The organism is Nakamurella endophytica, from assembly GCF_014646215.1.
Lineage (GTDB): Bacteria > Actinomycetota > Actinomycetes > Mycobacteriales > Nakamurellaceae > Nakamurella > Nakamurella endophytica.
Genome location: NZ_BMNA01000003.1, coordinates 107,577 through 127,687 on the forward strand (window position 1 = coordinate 107,577; position 20,111 = coordinate 127,687).

Genomic DNA, 20,111 nt, shown 5'->3' on the forward strand with positions numbered 1-20,111 from the left:
GCCACCGCGGCACCCCCGGGCGGGGCTCAGCCGAGCGCGAAGACCACCTCGACCGTGACGGAGAGGTCCTGGCTGCCGGGCTCGATCGGTGCGGCGGCGCCGGCCGACGCCGCTCCGCTGGCGTACCCGTATGCCGGGTTGTAACCGTCGGTGCGCGGGTTCTCGGTGATGGACTGCACCGGTCCGAGGGCGAGGCCGGCCGCAGCGGCCATCTGCTCGGCCTGCGCCCGGGCGCGGCGCACGGCGTCGGCACGCGCCGCGGCGCGCACCGCACTGTCGTCGGCGATCGAGAAGCCGATCCAGTCGACCCGGATGGCGTTGCCGGCGGCCCGCTGCGCGGCGTCGATCAGCGCGCCGGCCCGCGCGATGTCGTGCAGCGTGGCGACGACCACGTTCTGCACGTCGTAGGCGGCGACGGCGCCGGCCCGGTTCCGCACCGGGTTGATCGACAGCTGCGCGGTCCGCAGGTCCGCGGGCTTCACGCCGCTGCTCTTGAGCACGGCGATGACGGCCGCCGCCCGCGTGCTGTTGTCGGCGAGGGCGGCGCTGGCCGACTTCGCCCGGGTCTGCACACCGAGCTGCACCGTCAGGGTGTCCGGGGCGCCGGTCGCCGTGCCGACGGCCTGCGCCGTGACGACCCAGGCGGGTCCCGGCGTCGACCCGCCGACGGCCTGGCCGGCCGGCGGTGCGGTGGTCGGCACAGTGGTCGGCGCAGCGGTCGTCACAGTGGTCGGCGCAGCGGGTGGGGCCGTCTCGGTGACCGTGACGGTGACCGGCGCCTGCCCGGTCGCGGACTCGCCGGCGGCCCGGGCAGGCGTGTCCCCCGCCGCCGTACCGGTGGAGCAGCCCGCCGCCACCGCCAGCACGGTCGCGACGGCGGCGGCGACGGCCGCCGGCAGCCGGTGGCGGGACGGGACGGCCCGGGACGGCGGCGCGACAGGTGTCGCTCCTGGCGCCGGTGTCGCTGGTGGGACGGGCGTCGCTGCGGTCATGGTGTCCTCCAGGGGCGTGGGTGCCCCCAAGGACGGAACCGGTGCGCGGCGGGGTTGCCCGCCGAGTCGGGCTGTGTCGTCGGGCTGTGTCGTCGGGCTGTGTCGTCGGGCCGTCTCGTTGTCGGGCGACGCCCTCTGGCGGCGCACCGGCCCTCGGCCGCACAGGACTCACGGGCGGCGTGGCGGGGCCGCGGTCTCCGGCGCGTGCCCGAACGGCTCAGCCGGCGAGCCGATCGAGCTCGGCGACGGCCGCCGCGTCCAGCCGCACCCGCCCGGCGGCGACGTTCTGCTCGAGGTGCGCGACACCGGACGTGCCGGGGATCAGCAGGGTGACGGGGCTGTGCTGCAGCAGCCAGGCCAGGCCGATCTGCGCCGGCGTGGCGCCCAGCCGACCGGCGACGGCGCGCACGACCGGATCCGCGGGCACCGGGCGCGAGGCGGAGGAGTGCGGTCCGGCCGCGTCGCCGCCGAAGGCGGATCCGAGCGGGAAGTACGGCACCCAAGCGATGCCGTGACGCTCGCACTCCTGCAGCAGCGGCTCGCCGTCGCGGTGCAGGACGCTGTAGGCGTTCTGCACGCAGACGATGCCGGCCGGCAGCGCCGCCCGCAGCTGGCCGAGGTCCACGTTGGACAGCCCGATCGCCGCGATCTTGCCGGCCTCGCGCAGCGCGGTGAGCTCGGCGAGCTGGCTGTCCAGGTCGACGACCTGGTCGCCGGTGGCGACCAGGCCCGGCGGCTGGTCCGCCCGCCGGAGGTTCACGACGGGGAGCCGGTCCATCCGCAGACTGCGCAGGTTCGCCTCCACGGCGGCACGCAGCTGCTCCGGCCGCTGCGCCAGGGCCAGACCGCGGTCCGTCGTCTCCGCGCCGACCTTGGTGACGACGACGACGTCGTCGTACGGTGCCAGGGCGGCGTGCAGCCGGCGGTTGACGGTGCCGCCACCGTAGAACTCCGCCGTGTCGAAGTGGTCGACCCCCAGCTCGACGGCTCGACGCACCACGGCGACGGCGTCCTGGTCGGACAGCGGCCGTCCCCGGCCCTCGAGCTGCATGGCGCCGAACCCGACGCGCGCCACCGCGGCCCCGGCCAGCCGCCCGTCCCTGCCCGTCCCGTCACCGGTCATGCCGGCCACCTCTCGCTAGGATGCCGTTGAAGCGGAGGTTCCTCCGCTTCAACGGACGGTAGCAGAAGCGGAGGTGCCTCCGGATGGTGGCGCGACGGACGGACGCCGTCCGCAACCGCCGGCGGCTGCTCGACGTCGCCACGACGGCCTTCGCGACGGGCTCGGACACGGTGTCGCTGGAGTCGATCGCCCAGCAGGCCGGCGTCGGGATCGGCACCCTGTACCGCCACTTCCCGTCGCGGCAGGCGCTGGTCGAGGCGGTGTACCGCGCCGAGCTGGCGAAGTTGTGCGCCGACGCGGAGCCGCTGTCCCGGACGCTGCCGGCCGAACGCGCGCTGCGGACCTGGCTCGGCCGGTACGCCGACTTCGTGACCACCAAGCGCGGGATGGCGGAGACGCTGCGCGAGATCGTCGCCGGCGGCGTCATCACGCCGGGGTCGACCCGGGCCGAACTGGACGGGGCGGTCCGGACGTTGCTGTCCGGCACGGCGCTGCGTCAGGACGTCGACCCGCAGGATGTCATCGCGCTGATGGCCGGGGTCATGATGGTGGCCGGTGGCCCGGCGACCCGGGACCAGGCCGACCGCATGCTCGACCTCCTGGTCGACGGGCTCCGGGCGCGGTGACCGCAGCGAGCGGCGTCCCGAGCGTCGACGCCGCCGCGGTCAGCACTGCGCCGCACGCACCGCCCGCCAGGTCGACCCGTCGACCCGCCCGGTGGGCGGCAGGCCGGCCGCCGCCTGGAACCGGACGACCGCCGCGCGGGTGCCCGCGGTGTAGGTCCCCCAGTGACCCTGCAGGTCGCCGATCCGGTAGCCGAGGTGCCCGGCCAGCGACCGCTGGAGCTCACCGACCCACACCCCGCGCTGGCCGGACGCGACGACCGCCGGCAGCCGGGCGGTGTCCGCCGGGCACAGGCAGGAGACGTAGTCCAGCGCCCGTTGCGGGTCGTCGCCCTTGATGTAGGCGTCGGGCGGCCCGGCCAGCCGGGCGGCGCACCCGTCGTAGGGGCTGCCGAAGGGCCCCGCGTACAGCACGTAGGTGTTGGCCTGGTTGCTGAAGATCCGGCACGAGGCGGTGGAGACGGCCGCCCGCGCCCCGGCCGGCAGCTGACCCGCGGCGCGCAGGGCGGCGACGCGCTCGCGGAAGGCTTCCGGCGTCAGCTCCGACGCCAGCTGCACCACCCAGCCCGACCCGCAGCCGATGTCGCGCCGCGGCACCCCCAGCGGCAGCACCGCCGGGCCGGACGGCCGGGTCGGTCTCGCGGCCGGCGTGCGCGGCGCCGGCGCGGTCCCGGGTGCGGTGCGCGAGCCGGCGGTCCCCGACCCGGGGGCCCTGCCCGTGCCGGAGGCCGTCGCCGTCGCCGTGACGGTCACCGTGGTCTCCGGCGGCACGCCGGTCCCGCCCGTCCCGGTCGGCGCCGGGGTCGACGGCGCCGACGCGCCCGACGCGGTGGACCCGGCGGTCGCGGAGGGTGGGGTGGACGGCGTCGCGGACGGGCTCGGCGACGTGACCGGAGTCGTGGCGACGGTGGGCGGCGGTGCGGTGGACGGCGCCGGCGACGTCGCCGGCACCGCGGTCACCTGCGGATCGGGCTGGGCCGTGTTGCCGCTCCACCGCGGGGCGACGAGCAGTGCCACCAGCACGACGACCGCCGTGGCCGCCGCCACCGCCAGCACGGTGACCAGGGCGCGCCGCCGCGGGGACCCGGCCGGTGGCGCCACCGGCACCGCCGGCTGCATGCCGGTCCAGCCGGGGAACAGGCCCGGCGCGGCGGGCCGGTCCGGGACCTGCGACCAGGCCCGGGCTCCCGGCGCCCGGAGCGCCTCCGTCGGGAACAGGCCCGGGGTGGCCGCCACCGGACCCTCGGTGCGCGGCCGGACCGGCCGGAGCGGCTGGGTCGCCGGGTCGTCGGAACCGGCCGACGGTGCTGCCGGCCCACCGCGACCGGAGGCGGCGCCGTGGGTGAGCAGCGGCACGTCCCCGGCCGCGGCGGCCGGCGGGACACCGAGGTCGGTCCCGCAGACGCCGCAGAACCGCGCGGCGACCTGCGCGCCGCAGGACGGACACGTCCGGGCGGGCTCGTCGGGCACCTGTCGCACCTCCTCGCTGCGCTGCGCCGTCCCGGTCCCCCGGGATGCGGCCGTCGAAGCCGGTCGTGCCTCCGCGGCCGGGGACTCAGCCGAGCGGGGCGGTCAGCTCGAGATGGATGCCGTCGGGGTCGCTGAAGCTCAGGATCGCGATGCCCGCGTCCGCCAGGTCCTTGACGTCGCCGTGCGGTACGCCGTCGCGCTCGAACGCCTCGCGGGCCGCGACCAGGTCGTCCCGGGTGGCGACCGCGAAGCTCAGGTGGTCCAGGCCGGTGCGCTCGGACGCGAAACGCTGTCCTTCCGGCGCGACCGGCCGCAGCCCGAACAGCGCACCGCCGGGAACGGCGAACACCACGCCGCCGTAGAAGGTCTCCGGGGACTCCCGGACGCCGGGCTCGTCGACCCGGTCGGAGGTGTCCACGGCGACCGGCCACCCGAACACCCGCTGGTAGAAGTCCCTCGACCGGGCGATGTCCGTCACCGTCAGGCGCACGTGGGAGTAGCCGGAGCTGGTCACCAGAGCCATCCGCCGACCGTACGCCGGCCCGCCCGACCCGGCCGGGGCACCGTCGGCTGTCCGCCCATGCCGCCCCGGTCGCGGGCACCGGGGTCAGTCGGCCCAGTCCCAGCGCACGTCGACGGACGCGCTGACGGTGGCGTCGCCACCGGCGATCGGCATCCGCGCCGCCCGCGGTGCCGCTGCGGACAAGGCGACGCCGTGGTCCGCCGCGCGCGGACCGGTCCGCTCGTCGACCCAGCGGACCCGGCCGAGCCGCCGCCCGACCAGCCGCGCGTAGTGCTCGGCCCGCTCCCGGGCGTCGGCGACCGCCGCCTCGCGGGCCTGGGCCAGCGCCGTCCGCGGGTCGCTGGCGGTCAGCGACACGTTCTCGATGCGGACGCCGTTGCCGCCGCCGGCCGCGACGTCCGAGAGGATCCGCTCGATGCGGCTGAGCCCCTCCATCTGCACGATCAGCCGCTGCGTGGCCTGGTAGCCCAGCAGCTCCTCCCGGTCGCCCCGCCACTGGGTCTGCGGCCCCAGCGTCAGGTCGGCGGTCCGCACCGACCGCGAGTCGGCGCCGTCGTCGGCCAGGATGGCCAGCACGAGCGTCGCCGTCTGCGCCGCGGCCCGGAACGCCTCGCCCGCGTCCGGCCGGGTCTCGCTGATTCCGAACGACACGGTGACCCGGTCGACCGGAGTGGCCGCGGTACCTGTGCCGGAGACCGTCACCCCACCCGGGTCACCGACCGGCGCCGGCGCCGCGCCGGCCGGATCGGCCGGCAGCCGACCCGGACCCGTGGGAGCGGCGGGGTCGTCGGCTGGCATGCTGCCAGTCTGCCCAGGCCCCGCGACGGGCGCGACAGGACCGGCCGGCACACCGGCGGAGAGGAGCCCGCGGTGCCGGAGCTCGACCTGGTCAGCGCCACGGCCGGCTGGCCGGTCGGTGAGCGGGCCGTCGGGGTGCTCGACGCCGGCGGGGTGCGCGCGCGGAGCGGACCGGACACGGTGTTCGACTGGGCCTCGGTGACGAAGCTGCTCACCTGCCTGACCGTCCTGGACGCCTGCCTCGACGGCACCCTGGACCTCGACGCCCCGGCCGGGCCGCCGGGCGCCACCGTGCGACACCTGCTGGCGCACACGTCCGGGCTGCCGTTCGAGGGCGCCGAACCGGCCGCCGCGCCCGGGACCCGGCGGATCTACTCCAACACCGGGTACGACGTGCTCGCCGACCGGCTGGCAGCCGCCGCGGGCGGGCCGTTCGCCGACGAGCTGGCCGGCCGGGTGCTCGGGCCCCTGGCGATGACCGGCACCGTGCTCGCCGGGTCCCCAGCACGCGGGGCCCGGGGACCGCTGGACGACCTGCTGCGGCTGGCCGGCGAGCTGCTCGCCCCGAGGGTGCTCGGTCCCGAAGTGGTGGCGCTGGCCAGCACCGTGGCGTTCCCCGAGCTGTCCGGCATCCTGCCCGGCTTCGGCCGGCAGCGTGCCAACGACTGGGGGCTGGGCTGCGAGATCCGGGACCACAAGGACCCGCACTGGACCAGCCCGGAGAACAGCCCGCGGACCTTCGGCCACTTCGGGCAGTCCGGCAGCTTCCTGTGGGTGGACCCGGACGCCGGCCTGGCCTGCGGGTGGCTGTGCGACACCGCGTTCGGGCCGTGGGCCGTGCAGCGGTGGCCGGAGCTGTCGACACGGGTGCTGCACGCCTTCGCCGCCGCCGCTCCGTAGGGCTCCCGAGGCTCCCGAAGCCGCCCGACCACCCGCCGCCGGCTCCGCAGCCCGTGGCCGCCGCGCCGCTGCGGCACGGCCCGGCTACCCTGCGGCCGTGACCGCGGGCAGCGAGCAGACCTACGTCCTCGTCGACGGCGAGAACATCGACGCGACGCTCGGGGGGTCGTTGCTCAACCGGCGCCCCGAGCCCGCCGAGCGGCCGCGCTGGGAGCGGGTGCTGGAGTTCGCCCGGTCCCAGTGGGGCAACCCGGTCAAGGGACTGTTCTTCCTGAACGCCTCGTCCGGCCACCTGCCGTCGGGGTTCGTGCAGGCCCTGGTCTCGCTGGGCTGGACCGTCATCCCCGTCGCCGGCCCGCCGGAGATCAAGGTCGTCGACGCGGCGATCCAGAAGACGCTCGGCGCGCTGCTGCACCGCACCGGCGACGTGATGCTGCTCAGCCACGACGCCGACTTCGTCGCCGACGTGCGCGCCCTGCAGGACGGCCGGCGCCGGCTGGGCCTGATCGCCTTCACCGAGCTGGTCAGCGGCGCGTACGGCGAGCTCGCCGCCGCAGGGCTGACCGTGTTCGACCTCGAGGACCACGTCAAGGCCTTCAACGTGGTGCTGCCGCGGATCCGGATCATCCCGATCGAGCTGTTCGACCCCGAGCGCTTCCTGTAGCCCCGGGCCGCACCGCGGCCGCCGGGCCGGCAGCACGCGCCGGTCCGCGCCCGCCCGGCACGCCGGGTCGGGCCCGGCGCCCGGTCACTGGGGCGCCAGGTCGGTGAACCGCGAGTAGTGCAGCTGGTGCGCGACGGACACCGTGGTCGTCGGGCCGTTGCGGTGCTTGGCGATGATGAGGTCCGCCTCGCCGGCACGCGGGTCGTCGGCCTCCCAGGCGTCCGGGCGGTGCACCAGGATGACCATGTCGGCGTCCTGCTCGAGCGAGCCGGACTCCCGCAGGTCGGACAGCATCGGGCGCTTGTCCGTGCGCTGCTCGGGACCACGGTTGAGCTGCGAGATGGCGATGACCGGCACCTCGAGCTCCTTGGCCAGCAGCTTCATCTGCCGGGAGAACTCGGAGACCTCCTGCTGGCGCGACTCGACCTTCTTGCCCGAGCTCATCAGCTGCAGGTAGTCCAGGACGATGAGCTCGAGCTGGTGGCGCTGCTTGAGCCGGCGGGCCTTCGCCCGGATCTCCATCATCGTCATGTTGGGCGAGTCGTCGATGAACAGCGGCGCGTCCGAGATCTCGCTCATCCGCCGCACGATGCGCTGCCAGTCCTGCTCGTTCATCGTCCCGGCGCGCATGTGCGAGAGCCGGATCTGCGCCTCCGCCGACAGCAGTCGCATGGTGATCTCGGCCTTGCTCATCTCGAGCGAGAAGATCACCGCCGTCTTGCGGTGCCGGACCGAGGCGTTGCGGGCGATGTCCAGCGCCAGCGTCGACTTCCCGACGCCGGGCCGGGCCGCGATGATGATCATCTGGCCGGGGTGCAGGCCGTTGGTCAACGAGTCCAGGTCCGCGAAGCCGGTCGGCACGCCCGACGACATGCCCCCGCGCGAGGCGATGGCGTCGATCTCGTCCATGGTGGGCTGCAGCAGCTCCTCGAGGACCACGTAGTCCTCGCTGGTCCGCCGCTCGGTCACCTCGAAGATCTCCGCCTGCGCCCGGTCGACGATCTCGTCGACCTCGCCGCCGCCGACCTGGCCCTCGTTGCCGCCGTAGCCCAGCTGCACGATCCGCGTCCCGGCCTCGACCAGCCGGCGCAGCACGGCCTTCTCCGCGACGATCCGGGCGTAGTACGAGGCGTTCGCGGCCGTCGGCACCGACGAGGTCAGGGTGTGCAGGTACAGCGCACCGCCCACCCGGGACAGCGAGCCGGCCCGGTCCAGCTCCGCCGCGACGGTGACCACGTCGGCCGGCTCCCCGCGGGCGTACAGGCCCACGACGGTGTCGAAGACCAGCGCGTGCGCCGGCTTGTAGAAGTCGGCGTCCGTCAGCTCCTCGACGACGTCGGCGATCGCGTCCTTGGACAGCAGCATCCCGCCCAGGACGGACTGCTCCGCCGCCAGGTCCTGCGGCGGCTGCCGCTCGAACGGGGCGGGATCCCGCGGCGGCGCGGACTGCCACCGGTCGTCGACGACCGCCATACCCGACCTCCTCCGGCTGTCGCCGTGCTCTCGACCGTCCGCCCCGCACGGGCCGCCGGAGGGCGGCCCGTGCGGGGCGGTCGGGTCCGGTTCCGGCCGGCGATCCGGCGACGGGTTCGAACACCTGTCTACCCGGCGGCACCGACAGTCCCCGCGGACCGCGGCGCGCGAGGCGTCGCGAGGACGCTAGGGGGTTCGCCGCCGGTCGGCCAGGAGCCGCTGTGCACCGGCCGGGGATGACCTGGGGACAGGCCGGCGTCCCCGCAGGTGACGGTCCGGTCTCGTCCACACCGGTTGTGGACAGGTTGGGGAAATATCCCGCCGCGCAACCCGTCGTCGCAGGTCGGCGGCCTCGGGACCGGCTCGGGTGGTGTGGACAGCAGAATTCGTCCGCACCCCGGCGCGCCGTCGGCGTGTCGCCGTCGTGACCTGGCCGTGACCTCGTCCGGCGGTCTGCCGCGACGGCCGCCACCGTGGCTCGCGGAAGCCCGGACAGTCGATTAACGTTGCTAAGTACATGGCCCGGAGGCGCGCCGCCGTCGCAGGACCGTCGCGGCACCGCCCGGGCCGTCCCACCCGTCCGCCGAAAGTGACCGTGCCATGACCGCAAGCCGCGTCCCGACCGAGCAGCCCGGGGTCCCCGTCCCGGCGCCGTCCGCCCCGGGAATCTCGTCGCCGGGCGCCCCGTCGCCGGTCGCCCCGTCCGGCTGGGCCGACGCCGCCGCGGAGGCCGGCTCGGCCGTCCCGGCCTTCGACGCCGTCGACGCCGAGCCGGAGGCACCCGGCCGCCAGCCGATCGCCGTCTGGGTGCTGGCCTTCGCCGCGATGGTCTCGTTCATGGGCATCGGGCTGGTCGACCCCATCCTCAAGTCGATCGCCGCCAACTTCGACGCCACGCCCAGCCAGGTGTCGCTGCTGTTCACCAGCTATCTCCTGGTGACCTCGATCGCCATGCTGGTCACCTCGTTCTTCTCCAGCCGCCTCGGCGGCCGCACCACGCTGATCATCGGGCTCTGCGTGATCATCGTCTTCGCCAGCCTGGCGGGCACGTCCCCGTCGGTGGCCGCGCTGGTCGGCTGGCGCGCCGGCTGGGGACTGGGGAACGCCCTGTTCATCGCCACCGCGCTGGCGGCCATCATCGCGGTGGCCCGCGGCGGCGCCTCCAAGGCGATCACGCTGTACGAGGCGGCGCTGGGCATCGGCATCTCGCTCGGGCCGCTGGTCGGGGCGGTGCTGGGCGACCTGAACTTCCGGCTGCCGTTCTTCGGCGTCGGCGTGCTGATGGCGCTGGCCCTGCTGGCCATCCTGTTCCTGCTCAAGGACCGGGTGACCGTCGCGCACTCCATCCGGCCGGCGGACCCGCTGCGCGCCCTGTCGCACGGCGGACTGCTGTTCACCGGCCTGGCCGCCCTGCTCTACAACGGCGGGTTCTTCGCCGTGCTGGCCTACGTGCCGTTCGTGCTGCCCTACGGCGCCTACGGCATCGGCGGGATGTTCTTCGGCTGGGGCGTGCTGCTCGGCATCTGCGCGGTCTGGGTCGCGCCGTGGCTGCGCCGGCGCATCGGCCTGCCGGCCGCGTTCGGGGCGGCCCTGGGCCTGTTCGCCGTGCTGCTGGTGGCCGTCGCGCTGTCGGTCGCGCACCCCACCGCCGTGACGGTCCTGGTGATCGCCTGCGGGGCGCCGCTGGGCGTGCTGAACACCCTGTTCACCGAGACGGCCATGAACGTCTCGCCGGTGCCGCGCCCGGTCGCCAGCGCCGGCTACAACTTCATCCGGTTCCTCGGCGGCGCGGTGTCGCCGTACGTCTGCGGCAAGCTCGGCGAATCGATCGGCCACGCGGCCCCGTTCTGGTTCGGCGGCATCTGCGTCGCCGTCGGGCTCGTGGTGCTGCTCGGCCCGGCCCGGCGCCATCTGAGCCGCATCGCCGCCGCCCACTGACCTCGGCCGACGTGCCCGGCGCCCCGCGGGGTGCCGGGCACGTCGCCGTCCGGGCGAGGGCGGGACGTGCAGGTCGGCGAGGGCGGGGCGCGGGTCGGTGCACCGGTCCTGACGTCACCGTCCGGCGGCTCACGGACGGCCCGGGTGACCGCGCCGGACACGGTGGGTGGATCATGCACGCACGCGGCGTCGCCGCGGACCGTCCCCGTCGCCCGCGCCAGGAGGCCGCCCGGTGACAGCTCCCCCGCCGACCCTGTCCCACCAGTTGCTGCGCCGGCGGCCGACCGGCGGCGCCGGCCCTGGCGGCGCGGCGGCGCCCGGGACGGATACCGGCCGCGGCCACGACGGCCCGGCACTGCGGCGCTCCATCGGCACGTTCCAGCTGACGATGTTCGGTGTCGGCTCGACGAGATCGGCACGGGCATCTTCTTCGTGCTGTCCACCGCCGTCCCCAAGGCCGGCCCCGGGGTCCTGGTGTCGTTCCTGATCGCCGGCCTGGCCGCCGGCCTCTCGGCCATCTGCTACGCCGAGCTGGCATCGACGATCCCGGTCTCCGGGTCGACCTGCTCCTACGCCTACGCGACCCTCGGCGAGCTGGCCGCCATGGGCATCGCCGCCTGCCTCCTGCTGGAGTACGGCGTCTCCACCGCCGCGGTGGCGGTCGGCTGGAGCGGCTACCTGAACACCCTGCTGCACGACCTGTTCGGGTTCGAGCTGCCCTACGCGCTGTCCCACGCGCCGGACTCGGTGTCCGACGCCGGGGTCCGCGGCGTCGTCAACCTGCCGGCCGTGGTGCTGATCGGCCTCTGTGCGCTGCTGCTCGTCCGCGGCGCGAGCGAGTCGGCGGCGGCCAACGCGGTCATGGTGATCGTCAAGCTCGGCGTGCTGGCACTGTTCGTGGTGATCGCGCTGACCGCGTTCCGGGCCGGCAACTTCAGCCCGTTCCTGCCGCTGGGCTTCTCCGGCGTCGGGGCGGCGGCCGGGACGATCTTCTTCTCCTTCATCGGTCTGGACGCGGTGTCGACGGCCGGCGAGGAGGTCAAGGACCCGCAGCGCACCATGCCGCGGGCGATCCTGGCCGCGCTCGGCATCGTCGTCGTGTTCTACCTGCTGGTGGCCGGGGCGGCCATCGGGGCGCAGCGCTGGACGGACTTCGAAGGACAGGAGGCCGGGCTGGCGCTGATCCTGCAGCACGTCACCGGCAGCACCGTGCCCGGCATCGTGCTGGCCGCCGGCGCGGTGGTGTCGATCTTCTCGGTCACCCTGGTCACCCTCTACGGGCAGACCCGGATCCTGTTCGCGATGGGCCGGGACGGGATGCTGCCGCAGCGGTTCGCCCGGGTGGACCCGCGCACGCTGACGCCGACGTTCAACACCGTGGTGGTGGCCGCCGCTGTCGCCGTGCTGGCGGCGCTGGTGCCGCTGTCGGTCCTGTCCGACGTGACGAGCATCGGCACGCTGGCGGCGTTCATCGTGGTCGCGATCGGCGTGATGGTGCTGCGGCGGACCGCCCCGGACCTGCCCCGCGGGTTCCGGGTGCCCGGGTACCCGGTCACCCGGTGTTGACGGTGCTGGCGTGCCTGTACGTCCTGCACGGGTTGAGTTGGATCACCTGGCTGGTGTTCGCCTGCTGGGTGGCCGTGGTGCTCGCCTTCTACCTGCTGTGGGGGCGCCGGCACTCCGCGCTCAACGCCTTGCCCGACGTCGTGGCCGGCGACCGGCCGCTGCCGTGACCATCGCGGCCGGGTTCGTCCCCGGGCAGGGCGGTCGCGCCGCGCTCGACCTGGCCCTGCAGCTCGCGCGGTCCGGGACCGCCGAACCGGTCGCCGTGGTGACGGTCGTCTCCGCCGGCTGGCGGACGCCCTCGCCCGCCAGGGTCGACGCCGAGTTCGCCGCCTGGGCGGCCGAGCAGGGGGCGCGGGCGCTCGCGGCGGCCGGGGAGCAGGTGGCCGCCGCCGGGCCGGACGTCACGGTGACCTACCGGACCGTCGCCGGGTCCTCGGTCCGCAGGACGCTGCTCGCGGCGGCCGCCGAGGCGGTCGCGGACCTCTTGGTCCTCGGGTCGTCCGGTGACGGCCCGCTCGGTCGGCTGGTGCTGGGCTCGACCTCCGAGCCGCTGCTGCACTCCTCGCCCCTGGCGGTGGCCGTGGCTCCGCGCGGGTACCGGGTCAGCCCGGCACCCGGGTCAGCCGGGTGACGTGCGCGTTCTCCGGGACCCGCGAGTCGCTGGCGGTGCTCCGCGCGACGGCGGCCTGGACCCGGCGGCTGGACGTCCCGCTGCGGGTGGTGACGCTCGGGGTGCGCGGCCGCACCATGTACCCGCCGGAGGCCGGTCTGGACGCCGAGGACATGGTGCTGGCGGCCTGGCTGGAGCAGGCCCGCCGGGAACAGGAGGCCGCGGTCGCCGCGCTGACCGCCGACGGGCCGCTGCGCGAGGTCACCACCGCCGTCGCCGCCGGGGACGGCTGGGCCGACGCGGTGGACCGGCTCGACTGGGACGCGCGGGAGATCCTGGTCATCGGTTCCACCCGGATCGGGCCGGTGGCGCAGGTGTTCCTCGGCTCCCGCGCGGTGCAGCTGGTCCGGCACGCTCCGGTGCCGGCCCTGATGGTGCCGGACGCCGACAGCGCCGCGGAGGTCCTGGCCCGCGCCCCGGAGCCCGGCTGACCGGACCCGGGCGCCGGGAACGGCGACGGCCCGGCCCCGCGGTGGCGGGACCGGGCCGTGGCCGGTGCGGGGTGGGTCAGCCGCCGGAGACGGTGACCTGCAGCGTCGCGGTGACGCCCGGGTGCAGCGCGACGGACACCGGGTGGGTGCCCACCGTCTTGATGTGCCCGTCGGTCTTGATGGTGTTCTTGTCCAGCGTCGGGCCGCCGGCCGCCTTGATCGCCGCCGCGACGTCCACCGCGGTGATCGAGCCGAACAGCCGCCGGCCGTCACCCGTGGTCCGGGCGGTGATCGTCAGGCCGGACAGCCGCTCGAGGGCCTGCTTGACCTCGTTGGCGTGCTCGGTGCCGCGGATCTCCCGGGCCTGCTGGGCCCGCTTGATCGTGGCGACCTGCTTCTCGGCACCGGCGGTGGCGACGATGGCCTTGCGCTGCGGCAGCAGGTAGTTGCGGCCGTAGCCGTCCCGCACCTCGACGACGTCCCCGGGCGCGCCGAGGCCGGCGACGTCCGCGGTCAGGATGAGCTTCATGTCTCGTCCCTCTCTCAGCGGGCGGTGCTGGTGTAGGGCAGCAGCGCGACCTCACGGGCGTTCTTCACGGCCGTGGCGACGTCCCGCTGGTGCTGGGTGCAGTTGCCGGTGACCCGGCGGGCACGGATCTTGCCCCGGTCGGAGATGAACTTGCGGAGCAGGTTCAGGTCCTTGTAGTCGATCGGCTGCGCGTTGTCCTTGCAGAACGCGCACACCTTCTTCTTCACCTTGCGGTTGGCGGCGGCTGGCTTGCTGGACTGGCGTCGTTCTCTCATCGCTTCACAGGTCTTTCGAGGGTTGTCGTGGACGGTCGGCCGGGTCCCGGTCCGGGACGGCGGTGCACCGGCGCTCGCGGCGGCCGGTGCGACGGCGACCGTTAGAAGGGCGGCTCGTCGGAGTAGCCGCCGGCGGCCGGCGCGGAGCCCCACGGGTCGTCGGACGGCGCCGAGCTCCCGCCGCGACTGCCACCGCCGCCGCCGCTGTAGCCGCCACCGCCGCCGCTGCCGTACCCGCCGCCACCGCCGGAGTCACCGCGGTTCGCCCGGTTGACCTTGGCCGTCGCGTACCGCAGCGAGGGGCCGATCTCGTCGACCTCCATCTCGATGACGGTGCGCTTCTCGCCTTCCTTGGTCTCGAACGACCGCTGGCGCAGCCGGCCCGAGACGATGACGCGCGACCCGCGGGTGAGCGACTCGGCGACGTTCTCGGCGATCTGCCGCCAGACGTTGCAGCGCAGGAAGAGCGCCTCGCCGTCCTTCCACTCGTTGGTGGTGCGGTCGAACGTGCGCGGGGTGGACGCGACCGTGAAGTTCGCGACCGCGGCGCCCGATGCGGTGAAGCGCAGTTCCGGATCGGCGGTGAGGTTGCCGATGACCGTGATGACGGTTTCGCCGGCCATCAGGTCACTTCCCGGAACGCGTGATCTTGGTGCGGAGCACCGACTCGTTCAGGTTCAGCTGGCGGTCCAGCTCGCTGACCACGGGGCTGGCCGCGTTCAGCCGGATGACGGCGTAGATGCCCTCGGCGTTCTTGTCGATCTCGTAGGCCAGCCGGCGGCGGCCCCACACGTCGACGTTCTCGACGGTGCCGCCGCCCTGGCGGACCACGTTGAGGAACGTGTCGATCGACGGGGCGACGGTGCGCTCGTCGAGGCTGGGATCGAGGATGAGCAACAGCTCGTAGTGACGTGCAGCGGTCGAAACGCTCACGTGCACCTCCTGTGGACTCGTTCGGCCGCGGTCTCTCCGCGGCAGGAGGGTGGTGCTCGCCGTGCCCGTGCGGACGGCATCGGCCGGGGCCGCACACGGAAAAGCCCGCCGATCCTGCCGGCGGGCGGCACAACCCGGCAAGTCTACCAGCGCTGACGGCCGGGTCAGGCCTCGCGACCGCCGACCCGCACGCCGTCCAGGTAGACCGCGCGGACCCGGCCGGCCAGCCCCGTGACGTCACCCGGATCGCCGTCGACCACCACCAGGTCGGCCCGGCGCCCCGGCGCCAGGGTGCCGCGGTCCTGCGCCACGTCGAGCAGCTCGGCCGCGGACCCGGTGGTGGCGTGCAGCGCCTCGAGCGGCGACATGCCGGTGCCGGTCATCAGCTCCAGCTCGTCCAGGTTGGTGCCGTGCAGGCCGACACCGCAGTCGGTGCCCATGGCGATCCGGACGCCGGCCTCGTGGGCGCGCCGGACGCTGTCCCGGTGGGCGTCGGAGACCGACCGGGCCTTGTCCACCACCGCCTGCGGCAGCGGCATGCCCTCGTCGGCGGCGGCCAGCACGGCGCGCGGCGCGTGCAGCGTCGGCACCAGCCAGGCGCCGCGCTGCAGCATCATGTCGATCGCCTCGTCGTCGAGGAAGATGCCGTGCTCGATGGACCGGACGCCGTTGCGCAGCGCCGCCTTGATGCCGCCCGCGCCCTGGGCGTGCGCCATGACGTGCAGCCCGGCCGCCGTCGCCTCGGCCACCATCTCGGCGATCTCGTCGTCGCGGAAGTGCGGGTGGCGCGGGTCGTCCCGCGGCGACAGCACGCCGCCGGTGGTCGCCACCTTGATCACGTCGGCACCGGCCCGGATCAGCTCCCGGACCCGCCGGCGGACCTCGAGCGGGCCGTCCACGACACCGCTCGGCCGCCCGGGGTGCGGCACGAAGAACGGGGCAGGTGCCCCGCAGATCTCCCAGTCGTCGCCGTGCCCGCCGGTCTGGCTCAGCATGATGATCGCGATCTGCATGCGCGGCCCCGGGATGAGCCCGCGGCTGACGGCCTCCTTGACGCCCTGGTCCGCCCCGCCGGCGTCCCGGACGGTGGTGATGCCCACGTCCAGGGTCTTCTTCAGGTTCGCGGCGGCCAGGTAGAACTGCAGGCTGAACGGGGTCGCGATGGTCTGCAGCACGTTGGGCCGCTCCATCGTGACGTGCACGTGGCAGTCGAAGAAGCCCGGCGAGACGTACGCGCCCGTGCAGTCCACCGCCTCGTCGCCGTCCAGGTCCGTGCCGACCTCGACGACGCGGCCGTCCTCCACCACCACGTCCCCGACTGCGGGGAGGCTGGTGGTGCCGTCGTAGACCGTGCCGCCGGTGAAGACCGTCCTGCTCATCCCCCGGACGGTAGCCCCGCCCCGGGGACGCGCCGCCGGTGGGCCGCTACTTCGAGGTCGCCGAGCGGCCGGAGTGCGGTCGCCGCGGCTCGCCGGGCACGCCCTGGAACTGCACGTCCGGCGTCGGGCCGCTGGTCTGCGGGCCGACCGCGGACCCGGTCGCCCCGGACGACGACTCCGGCTGTGCCGCCGCCGGGTCCCCGCCCGAGGGTTGCGCTTCCTGCTCCAGCTCGGCCAGCCGCGCCGTCATCAGCTGCACGGCCGGCAACCGGTTGCCGTGGGCCTGCTCGTAGGCCAGCAGGGTCTGCAGCCGACCGAGGTCCAGGGCCCGGATGCGGCTGCCCAGCGAGCCGATCGGCAGGTGGTCGTAGTCGGGGATGGGCAGCGCGCTGCGGTCGTCGGTCCCACCCGGCACGTCGGTGGCCGTCATGGCACTCCTCTCGCTGGCGGACGGGTCGGCGGTCGCGGACCGGCCGGCCCCGGTCCGGGTCAGGTACCCGGCCCGGCCCGGCCGCATGCGGCCCGCCCGGCGGCGGGCGCCGCTGTCGGTGCTGCCTGACAGAGTGGGCGGGTCCCGACGACCGGAGGCCGGCCATGCACCCGCAGCTGCACTTCCTGACCCTCTCGACGCCCGACCTGGACGCGGCGCGGCGGTTCTACCGGGACGGGCTGGGCTGGACGCCCACCGTCGACGTGCCCGGCGAGGTCCTGTTCTTCCAGGTGGCGCCGGGCCTGCTGCTCGGGCTGTTCGAGTCGAGGTCGTTCGACCGGGACCTGGGCGGCCCGGACACCACCGGCGCGGAGACCACTGGCCCGGACACCGCGGGCACCGCAGCGGCCGCCCGCACCGGCGGGGTGTCCGGCGTGACCCTGGCGCACAACGTCGACAGCCGCGAGGCGGTCGACCGGACGGTCGCCGACCTGGTCGCGGCGGGCGCCACCGTCCACACCCCGCCGCAGGACGGTGCCTTCGGTGGGATCTACCACGCGCACGTCGCGGACCCGAACGGCGTCCTGTGGGAAATCGCGCACAACCCGACGTGGCACGTCGCCGCGGACGGCACCGTCCAGCTGAGCTGACCGTCCCGCACGAATCCGACCCGGCGTCCGTCGCGGTCCGGGACGGACGTGGAGCGGGCCGCGCCGGCAGCGCCCTACGGCGCCGGGCGCCGCCGCTGCCGGACGTACAGCAGCGCCGTCACCGCGAACACCGCCGCGGCCGGGAACGCCGCCCGGCCGCCCAGCCCCGTGCTCGCCGCCGCCCCGGCGAAGGCGCCGGCGACGAACGCCACCAGGGGCAGCGCCTGGCCGACCGCGCGCCGGCGCGCCTCGGCGGAGCGGGCGCCGACCGCCTCCAGCGCGGCGACCACCGCCCGCATCGAGTTGGTGGTCATCACCGTGGTGGTGAAGGCGGCCTGGCCGACGGTGCGGAACGCGGCGATCTGCAGGCCGGACACGAACGCGATGGCCAGGATGACCGGGACGTCCGGCGCGTCCCCGGGCAGCGCCCCGACCGCCAGGAGCACGACGACCTCGAGCAGCAGGGTGGCGAGCTGCGGGTGGCGACGGCCGCGCAGGGCCGGACGGGTGGCGGAGAGCCAGAGCGCCGCCACCCCTGCGACGAACGCGAGGTAGGCCACCAGCGGCCGCCAGAACGCGACCACCTCGGGACGGAGCGCGCCGACGGCGATGAGCACCAGGTTGCCGGTCATCGCCTCGGCGAAGACACCGCCGTGCTCGAGGAAGGTGTAGGCGTCCACGTAGCCCGTGCCGACCAGCAGCAGCAGGCCCGCCGGGACCGACAGCACGTCCGGGGCGGCTCCGGTGCCGGCGGCGGTCACCGTCAGCCGCGGGCCGGCGTCGGGCCCACCGCGGCGGGGACGTCCGGGTCCCCCGGGTCGTCCCAGTCGCCGGCCGCGGACCGGCCCCGGGCTCCGCGCAGTGCCCGGACCCGGCCCAGCGGTCCGGCCAGCACCAGCCCGGGGACGGTCCTGCGGTCGGGCGCCCCGTCGAGCACGCCGCCGGTGGGGTCGTCGTCCCCGGCCAGCCGGACCAGGTCCCGGTCCGGCCGCCGGATCTCCCGGACCACCCGGATCACGAGCGCGAGCAGCAGGACGTCGCGGATGACCGCCGCGCCGGCGAACGGGTAGATCGGCAGGTTCTTGCCGGCGTCGGTGTCAAAGGTCAGCATCAGCAGGATCCAGACCGCCCACTCGGCGAACTGCCAGGCCAGCACGGGCCGCCAGCGGGGCAGGGCGAGCACGACCAGCGGCAGCAGCCACAGCGAGTACTGCGGGGACCACACCTTGTTGGTCAGCAGGAACGCCGCCACGACGAGGAAGAACAGCTGCGCCACGCGGGGCCGGCGCCGGGCCGCCAGCGCGAACCAGCCGATCGCCACGCACGCGATGCCGAACAGCAGCAGCGAGAACCAGTTCAGGAAGGTCGGCGACGTGGCGCCGGGCGCCGCGTCGAACACCCGGCTGCCGGAGAAGGTCGAGAAGAGGAAGTACCAGGAGTCGTACTCGGCCGGCCGCTCGGAGTTGAGCCGGATGAACTCGTACCAGCCGCTCGGATAGGCGAGCGCGACCGGCACGTTGATCACCAGCCAGACCACCGCCGCCGAGCCGGCCGCCGCGAACCACGGCCGCAGCCGGCCCGTCCGCACGCACAGCACCAGCAGCGGGCCCAGCAGCAGGACCGGGTACAGCTTGGCGGCGGTGCCCACGCCGACGAGCACCCCGCAGGCGACGGCCCAGCCCACGGCGGCGTTGGGCCGGTCCGGGTCCCACCGCCCGCGGGACCAGGCCCACATCGCCGCCGCGGTCAGCCCGATGGCGAGCAGGTCCCAGTTGGTGAAGGCGTGCACGACGAGCAGCGGCGACAGGCACATGATCGCGGTGTCCCAGATGCGCCGCCGCGCCATGCGGGCCGTGCAGGCGACGGCCAGCAGGTAGAGCAGGGCCAGCAGGACGGCGTTGATGGTGAAGTAGCCGGCGACGTTCAAGGGGACCGGTAACCCGATCTGGGCGGCCAGCTGCCCGTACCAGTGCGACACCTCCGCCACGCCCCACATCCAGTACCCGGTGACCACCGGGTACTCCATGTACCGGGCCTGCCCGTCCTCGTCCCACGACGTGGCGTACGGCTTGCTGAGCGTGTCGAGCTTGTGGCTGCCGTAGAGCGGGACCACGTCGTTGTAGCAACCGGTGATCCACGGGCGCTGCCCGCCCTGGTCCAGGACCACGCCGCCGTTGCCGTCGGAGGTCTGCTGGATGCAGGCCGCCTTGTACAGCCAGCCGCAGATCAGCACGACGATCGCCATGGCCAGGCAGACCCGCAGCGGCGTGAGGATCGGGGCCCGGCCGACGAGGGCGTGCCGGCCCAGCGGGCCGCCGACCAGGTCGCTGGCGCGCCGCACGGTGGGGTCCGTCCACGTCGGCACGACCCGGTCCCGCGGGCCCAGCGAGTCGGCGCGGCCGACGGCCGCCCGCCGCGCGCGGCGCCCGTGCGGCGCCGGTTCGGCCACCGGGTCCGCCACGGCGACGGTCCCGGACCGCTGCTCGGACCGGGATCCGGACGGCGACGGGGGCCGGGCCGAGCCGGCCACCTCGTGCTCGGCGAACACCGGGCCCTGCCGCGCCTCCGGGCGTTCGGACCCCGGATCGGCGGGCAGGTCGGTCACGCGCGCGATGCTACTGGCCGGCCCTGTTCCCGCCGCCCGGCACGGCCGGACGTCCGCCACTGCCCTCCGGACGCCCGCACCCCTCGCCGGGTCGGAGGACGCCGTGACCCGATCGATGCAGTGCCGCCGGGCGGAACCC

General features: G+C 75.2%; 21 protein-coding genes and 1 pseudogene. 8 read left to right on the top strand and 14 right to left on the bottom strand.

The genetic code is table 11. The annotated features are described in order from the left end of the window. Window positions 1–26: 26 nt before the first annotated feature. On the bottom strand, window positions 27–992 hold the full coding sequence (locus IEY37_RS07625; protein WP_229674144.1) for an SIMPL domain-containing protein: 966 nt from the start codon (window positions 990–992) through the stop codon (window positions 27–29). Window positions 993–1,209: 217 nt separating this feature from the next. Beyond that, on the bottom strand, window positions 1,210–2,115 hold the full coding sequence (locus tag IEY37_RS07630) for an aldo/keto reductase (RefSeq protein WP_188940968.1): 906 nt from the start codon (window positions 2,113–2,115) through the stop codon (window positions 1,210–1,212). 86 nt (window positions 2,116–2,201) lie between these two features. On the opposite strand from IEY37_RS07630, the gene IEY37_RS07635 reads away from it, so the two are divergent. Then, window positions 2,202–2,741, top strand: a complete 540-nt coding sequence (locus IEY37_RS07635) for a TetR/AcrR family transcriptional regulator (protein WP_188941469.1) — start codon at window positions 2,202–2,204, stop codon at window positions 2,739–2,741. A 39-nt stretch (window positions 2,742–2,780) separates the two neighbouring features. On the opposite strand, the gene IEY37_RS07640 is transcribed toward IEY37_RS07635, so the two are convergent. The 3 genes from IEY37_RS07640 to IEY37_RS07650 form a co-directional block, all read right to left on the bottom strand. After that, window positions 2,781–4,208, bottom strand: coding sequence for a peptidoglycan-binding domain-containing protein (locus tag IEY37_RS07640; RefSeq protein WP_188940969.1), 1,428 nt, complete (start codon window positions 4,206–4,208; stop codon window positions 2,781–2,783). A gap of 85 nt (window positions 4,209–4,293) precedes the next feature. Further along, window positions 4,294–4,731 carry a VOC family protein gene (locus tag IEY37_RS07645; protein WP_188940970.1) on the bottom strand — a complete coding sequence of 146 codons (438 nt, stop codon included), beginning with the start codon at window positions 4,729–4,731 and terminating at the stop codon, window positions 4,294–4,296. Window positions 4,732–4,815: 84 nt separating this feature from the next. Next, the gene (locus IEY37_RS07650) at window positions 4,816–5,529 is read right to left on the bottom strand and encodes an SIMPL domain-containing protein (RefSeq protein ID WP_188940971.1); all 714 of its coding nucleotides are present in this window, start codon (window positions 5,527–5,529) and stop codon (window positions 4,816–4,818) included. A 72-nt stretch (window positions 5,530–5,601) separates the two neighbouring features. On the opposite strand from IEY37_RS07650, the gene IEY37_RS07655 reads away from it, so the two are divergent. Both IEY37_RS07655 and IEY37_RS07660 read left to right on the top strand, forming a co-directional pair. Continuing rightward, window positions 5,602–6,429, top strand: coding sequence for a serine hydrolase domain-containing protein (locus tag IEY37_RS07655; protein WP_229674148.1), 828 nt, complete (start codon window positions 5,602–5,604; stop codon window positions 6,427–6,429). Between the two features lie 97 nt (window positions 6,430–6,526). Further along, on the top strand, window positions 6,527–7,093 hold the full coding sequence (locus IEY37_RS07660) for an NYN domain-containing protein (protein WP_188940972.1): 567 nt from the start codon (window positions 6,527–6,529) through the stop codon (window positions 7,091–7,093). A gap of 84 nt (window positions 7,094–7,177) precedes the next feature. Here IEY37_RS07660 and dnaB read toward each other — a convergent pair whose 3' ends face one another. Beyond that, entirely contained in the window at window positions 7,178–8,566 is a 1,389-nt protein-coding gene (gene dnaB, locus IEY37_RS07665; protein ID WP_188940973.1) for a replicative DNA helicase, read from the bottom strand. Window positions 8,567–9,166: 600 nt separating this feature from the next. Here dnaB and IEY37_RS07670 point away from each other — a divergent pair. The 4 genes and pseudogenes from IEY37_RS07670 (at window position 9,167) to IEY37_RS07685 (ending at window position 13,171) form a co-directional block, all read left to right on the top strand. Next, a complete protein-coding gene (locus tag IEY37_RS07670; RefSeq protein ID WP_188940974.1) occupies window positions 9,167–10,504 on the top strand; it encodes an MFS transporter in 1,338 nt (445 codons plus the stop codon). A gap of 232 nt (window positions 10,505–10,736) precedes the next feature. Further along, window positions 10,737–12,237, top strand: a pseudogene (locus IEY37_RS07675) (amino acid permease). Next, window positions 12,234–12,701 (top strand): universal stress protein, encoded by a 468-nt coding sequence (locus tag IEY37_RS07680; RefSeq protein WP_188940975.1) that lies wholly within the window; start codon window positions 12,234–12,236, stop codon window positions 12,699–12,701. The pseudogene IEY37_RS07675 and the gene IEY37_RS07680 overlap by 4 nt, the downstream one beginning before the upstream one ends. After that, window positions 12,698–13,171 (top strand): universal stress protein, encoded by a 474-nt coding sequence (locus IEY37_RS07685; protein ID WP_188940976.1) that lies wholly within the window; start codon window positions 12,698–12,700, stop codon window positions 13,169–13,171. The genes IEY37_RS07680 and IEY37_RS07685 overlap by 4 nt, the downstream gene beginning before the upstream one ends. Before the next feature lie 76 nt (window positions 13,172–13,247). On the opposite strand, the gene rplI is transcribed toward IEY37_RS07685, so the two are convergent. The 6 genes from rplI to IEY37_RS07715 form a co-directional block, all read right to left on the bottom strand. Beyond that, window positions 13,248–13,700 carry a 50S ribosomal protein L9 gene (gene rplI, locus IEY37_RS07690; protein ID WP_188940977.1) on the bottom strand — a complete coding sequence of 151 codons (453 nt, stop codon included), beginning with the start codon at window positions 13,698–13,700 and terminating at the stop codon, window positions 13,248–13,250. Window positions 13,701–13,714: 14 nt separating this feature from the next. Next, window positions 13,715–13,975 carry a 30S ribosomal protein S18 gene (gene rpsR, locus IEY37_RS07695; protein WP_188940978.1) on the bottom strand — a complete coding sequence of 87 codons (261 nt, stop codon included), beginning with the start codon at window positions 13,973–13,975 and terminating at the stop codon, window positions 13,715–13,717. A gap of 101 nt (window positions 13,976–14,076) precedes the next feature. After that, the gene (locus tag IEY37_RS07700) at window positions 14,077–14,598 is read right to left on the bottom strand and encodes a single-stranded DNA-binding protein (protein WP_188940979.1); all 522 of its coding nucleotides are present in this window, start codon (window positions 14,596–14,598) and stop codon (window positions 14,077–14,079) included. A 4-nt stretch (window positions 14,599–14,602) separates the two neighbouring features. Beyond that, window positions 14,603–14,908 carry a 30S ribosomal protein S6 gene (gene rpsF / locus IEY37_RS07705; protein ID WP_188940980.1) on the bottom strand — a complete coding sequence of 102 codons (306 nt, stop codon included), beginning with the start codon at window positions 14,906–14,908 and terminating at the stop codon, window positions 14,603–14,605. Between the two features lie 164 nt (window positions 14,909–15,072). Further along, window positions 15,073–16,287, bottom strand: coding sequence for a metal-dependent hydrolase family protein (locus tag IEY37_RS07710; protein WP_188940981.1), 1,215 nt, complete (start codon window positions 16,285–16,287; stop codon window positions 15,073–15,075). A 46-nt stretch (window positions 16,288–16,333) separates the two neighbouring features. After that, the gene (locus IEY37_RS07715; RefSeq protein ID WP_188940982.1) at window positions 16,334–16,717 is read right to left on the bottom strand and encodes a DUF8129 domain-containing protein; all 384 of its coding nucleotides are present in this window, start codon (window positions 16,715–16,717) and stop codon (window positions 16,334–16,336) included. A 164-nt stretch (window positions 16,718–16,881) separates the two neighbouring features. Between IEY37_RS07715 and IEY37_RS07720 the strand changes: the two genes are divergently transcribed. Further along, window positions 16,882–17,367: a VOC family protein gene (locus IEY37_RS07720; RefSeq protein WP_188940983.1), complete on the top strand. Its 486-nt coding sequence runs from the start codon at window positions 16,882–16,884 to the stop codon at window positions 17,365–17,367. A 74-nt stretch (window positions 17,368–17,441) separates the two neighbouring features. Here the strand turns inward: IEY37_RS07720 and IEY37_RS07725 are convergent, their stop codons facing one another. Beyond that, window positions 17,442–18,128, bottom strand: coding sequence for a YoaK family protein (locus IEY37_RS07725; protein WP_188940984.1), 687 nt, complete (start codon window positions 18,126–18,128; stop codon window positions 17,442–17,444). Between the two features lie 2 nt (window positions 18,129–18,130). After that, a complete protein-coding gene (locus IEY37_RS07730; RefSeq protein WP_229674154.1) occupies window positions 18,131–19,972 on the bottom strand; it encodes a glycosyltransferase family 87 protein in 1,842 nt (613 codons plus the stop codon). Between the last annotated feature and the right edge of the window lie 139 nt (window positions 19,973–20,111).

What these genes read in the sequence shown, in the direction of transcription:
- rplI (WP_188940977.1), bottom strand. Translation starts at nt 13,700, where the DNA reads ATGAAGCTCATCCTGACCGCGGACGTCGCCGGCCTCGGCGCGCCCGGG.
- IEY37_RS07720 (WP_188940983.1), top strand. Translation starts at nt 16,882, where the DNA reads ATGCACCCGCAGCTGCACTTCCTGACCCTCTCGACGCCCGACCTGGAC.
- IEY37_RS07710 (WP_188940981.1), bottom strand. Translation starts at nt 16,287, where the DNA reads ATGAGCAGGACGGTCTTCACCGGCGGCACGGTCTACGACGGCACCACC.
- IEY37_RS07670 (WP_188940974.1), top strand. Translation starts at nt 9,167, where the DNA reads ATGACCGCAAGCCGCGTCCCGACCGAGCAGCCCGGGGTCCCCGTCCCG.
- IEY37_RS07700 (WP_188940979.1), bottom strand. Translation starts at nt 14,598, where the DNA reads ATGGCCGGCGAAACCGTCATCACGGTCATCGGCAACCTCACCGCCGAT.
- rpsR (WP_188940978.1), bottom strand. Translation starts at nt 13,975, where the DNA reads ATGAGAGAACGACGCCAGTCCAGCAAGCCAGCCGCCGCCAACCGCAAG.
- IEY37_RS07715 (WP_188940982.1), bottom strand. Translation starts at nt 16,717, where the DNA reads ATGACGGCCACCGACGTGCCGGGTGGGACCGACGACCGCAGCGCGCTG.
- IEY37_RS07630 (WP_188940968.1), bottom strand. Translation starts at nt 2,115, where the DNA reads ATGACCGGTGACGGGACGGGCAGGGACGGGCGGCTGGCCGGGGCCGCG.
- IEY37_RS07650 (WP_188940971.1), bottom strand. Translation starts at nt 5,529, where the DNA reads ATGCCAGCCGACGACCCCGCCGCTCCCACGGGTCCGGGTCGGCTGCCG.
- dnaB (WP_188940973.1), bottom strand. Translation starts at nt 8,566, where the DNA reads ATGGCGGTCGTCGACGACCGGTGGCAGTCCGCGCCGCCGCGGGATCCC.
- IEY37_RS07625 (WP_229674144.1), bottom strand. Translation starts at nt 992, where the DNA reads ATGACCGCAGCGACGCCCGTCCCACCAGCGACACCGGCGCCAGGAGCG.
- IEY37_RS07645 (WP_188940970.1), bottom strand. Translation starts at nt 4,731, where the DNA reads ATGGCTCTGGTGACCAGCTCCGGCTACTCCCACGTGCGCCTGACGGTG.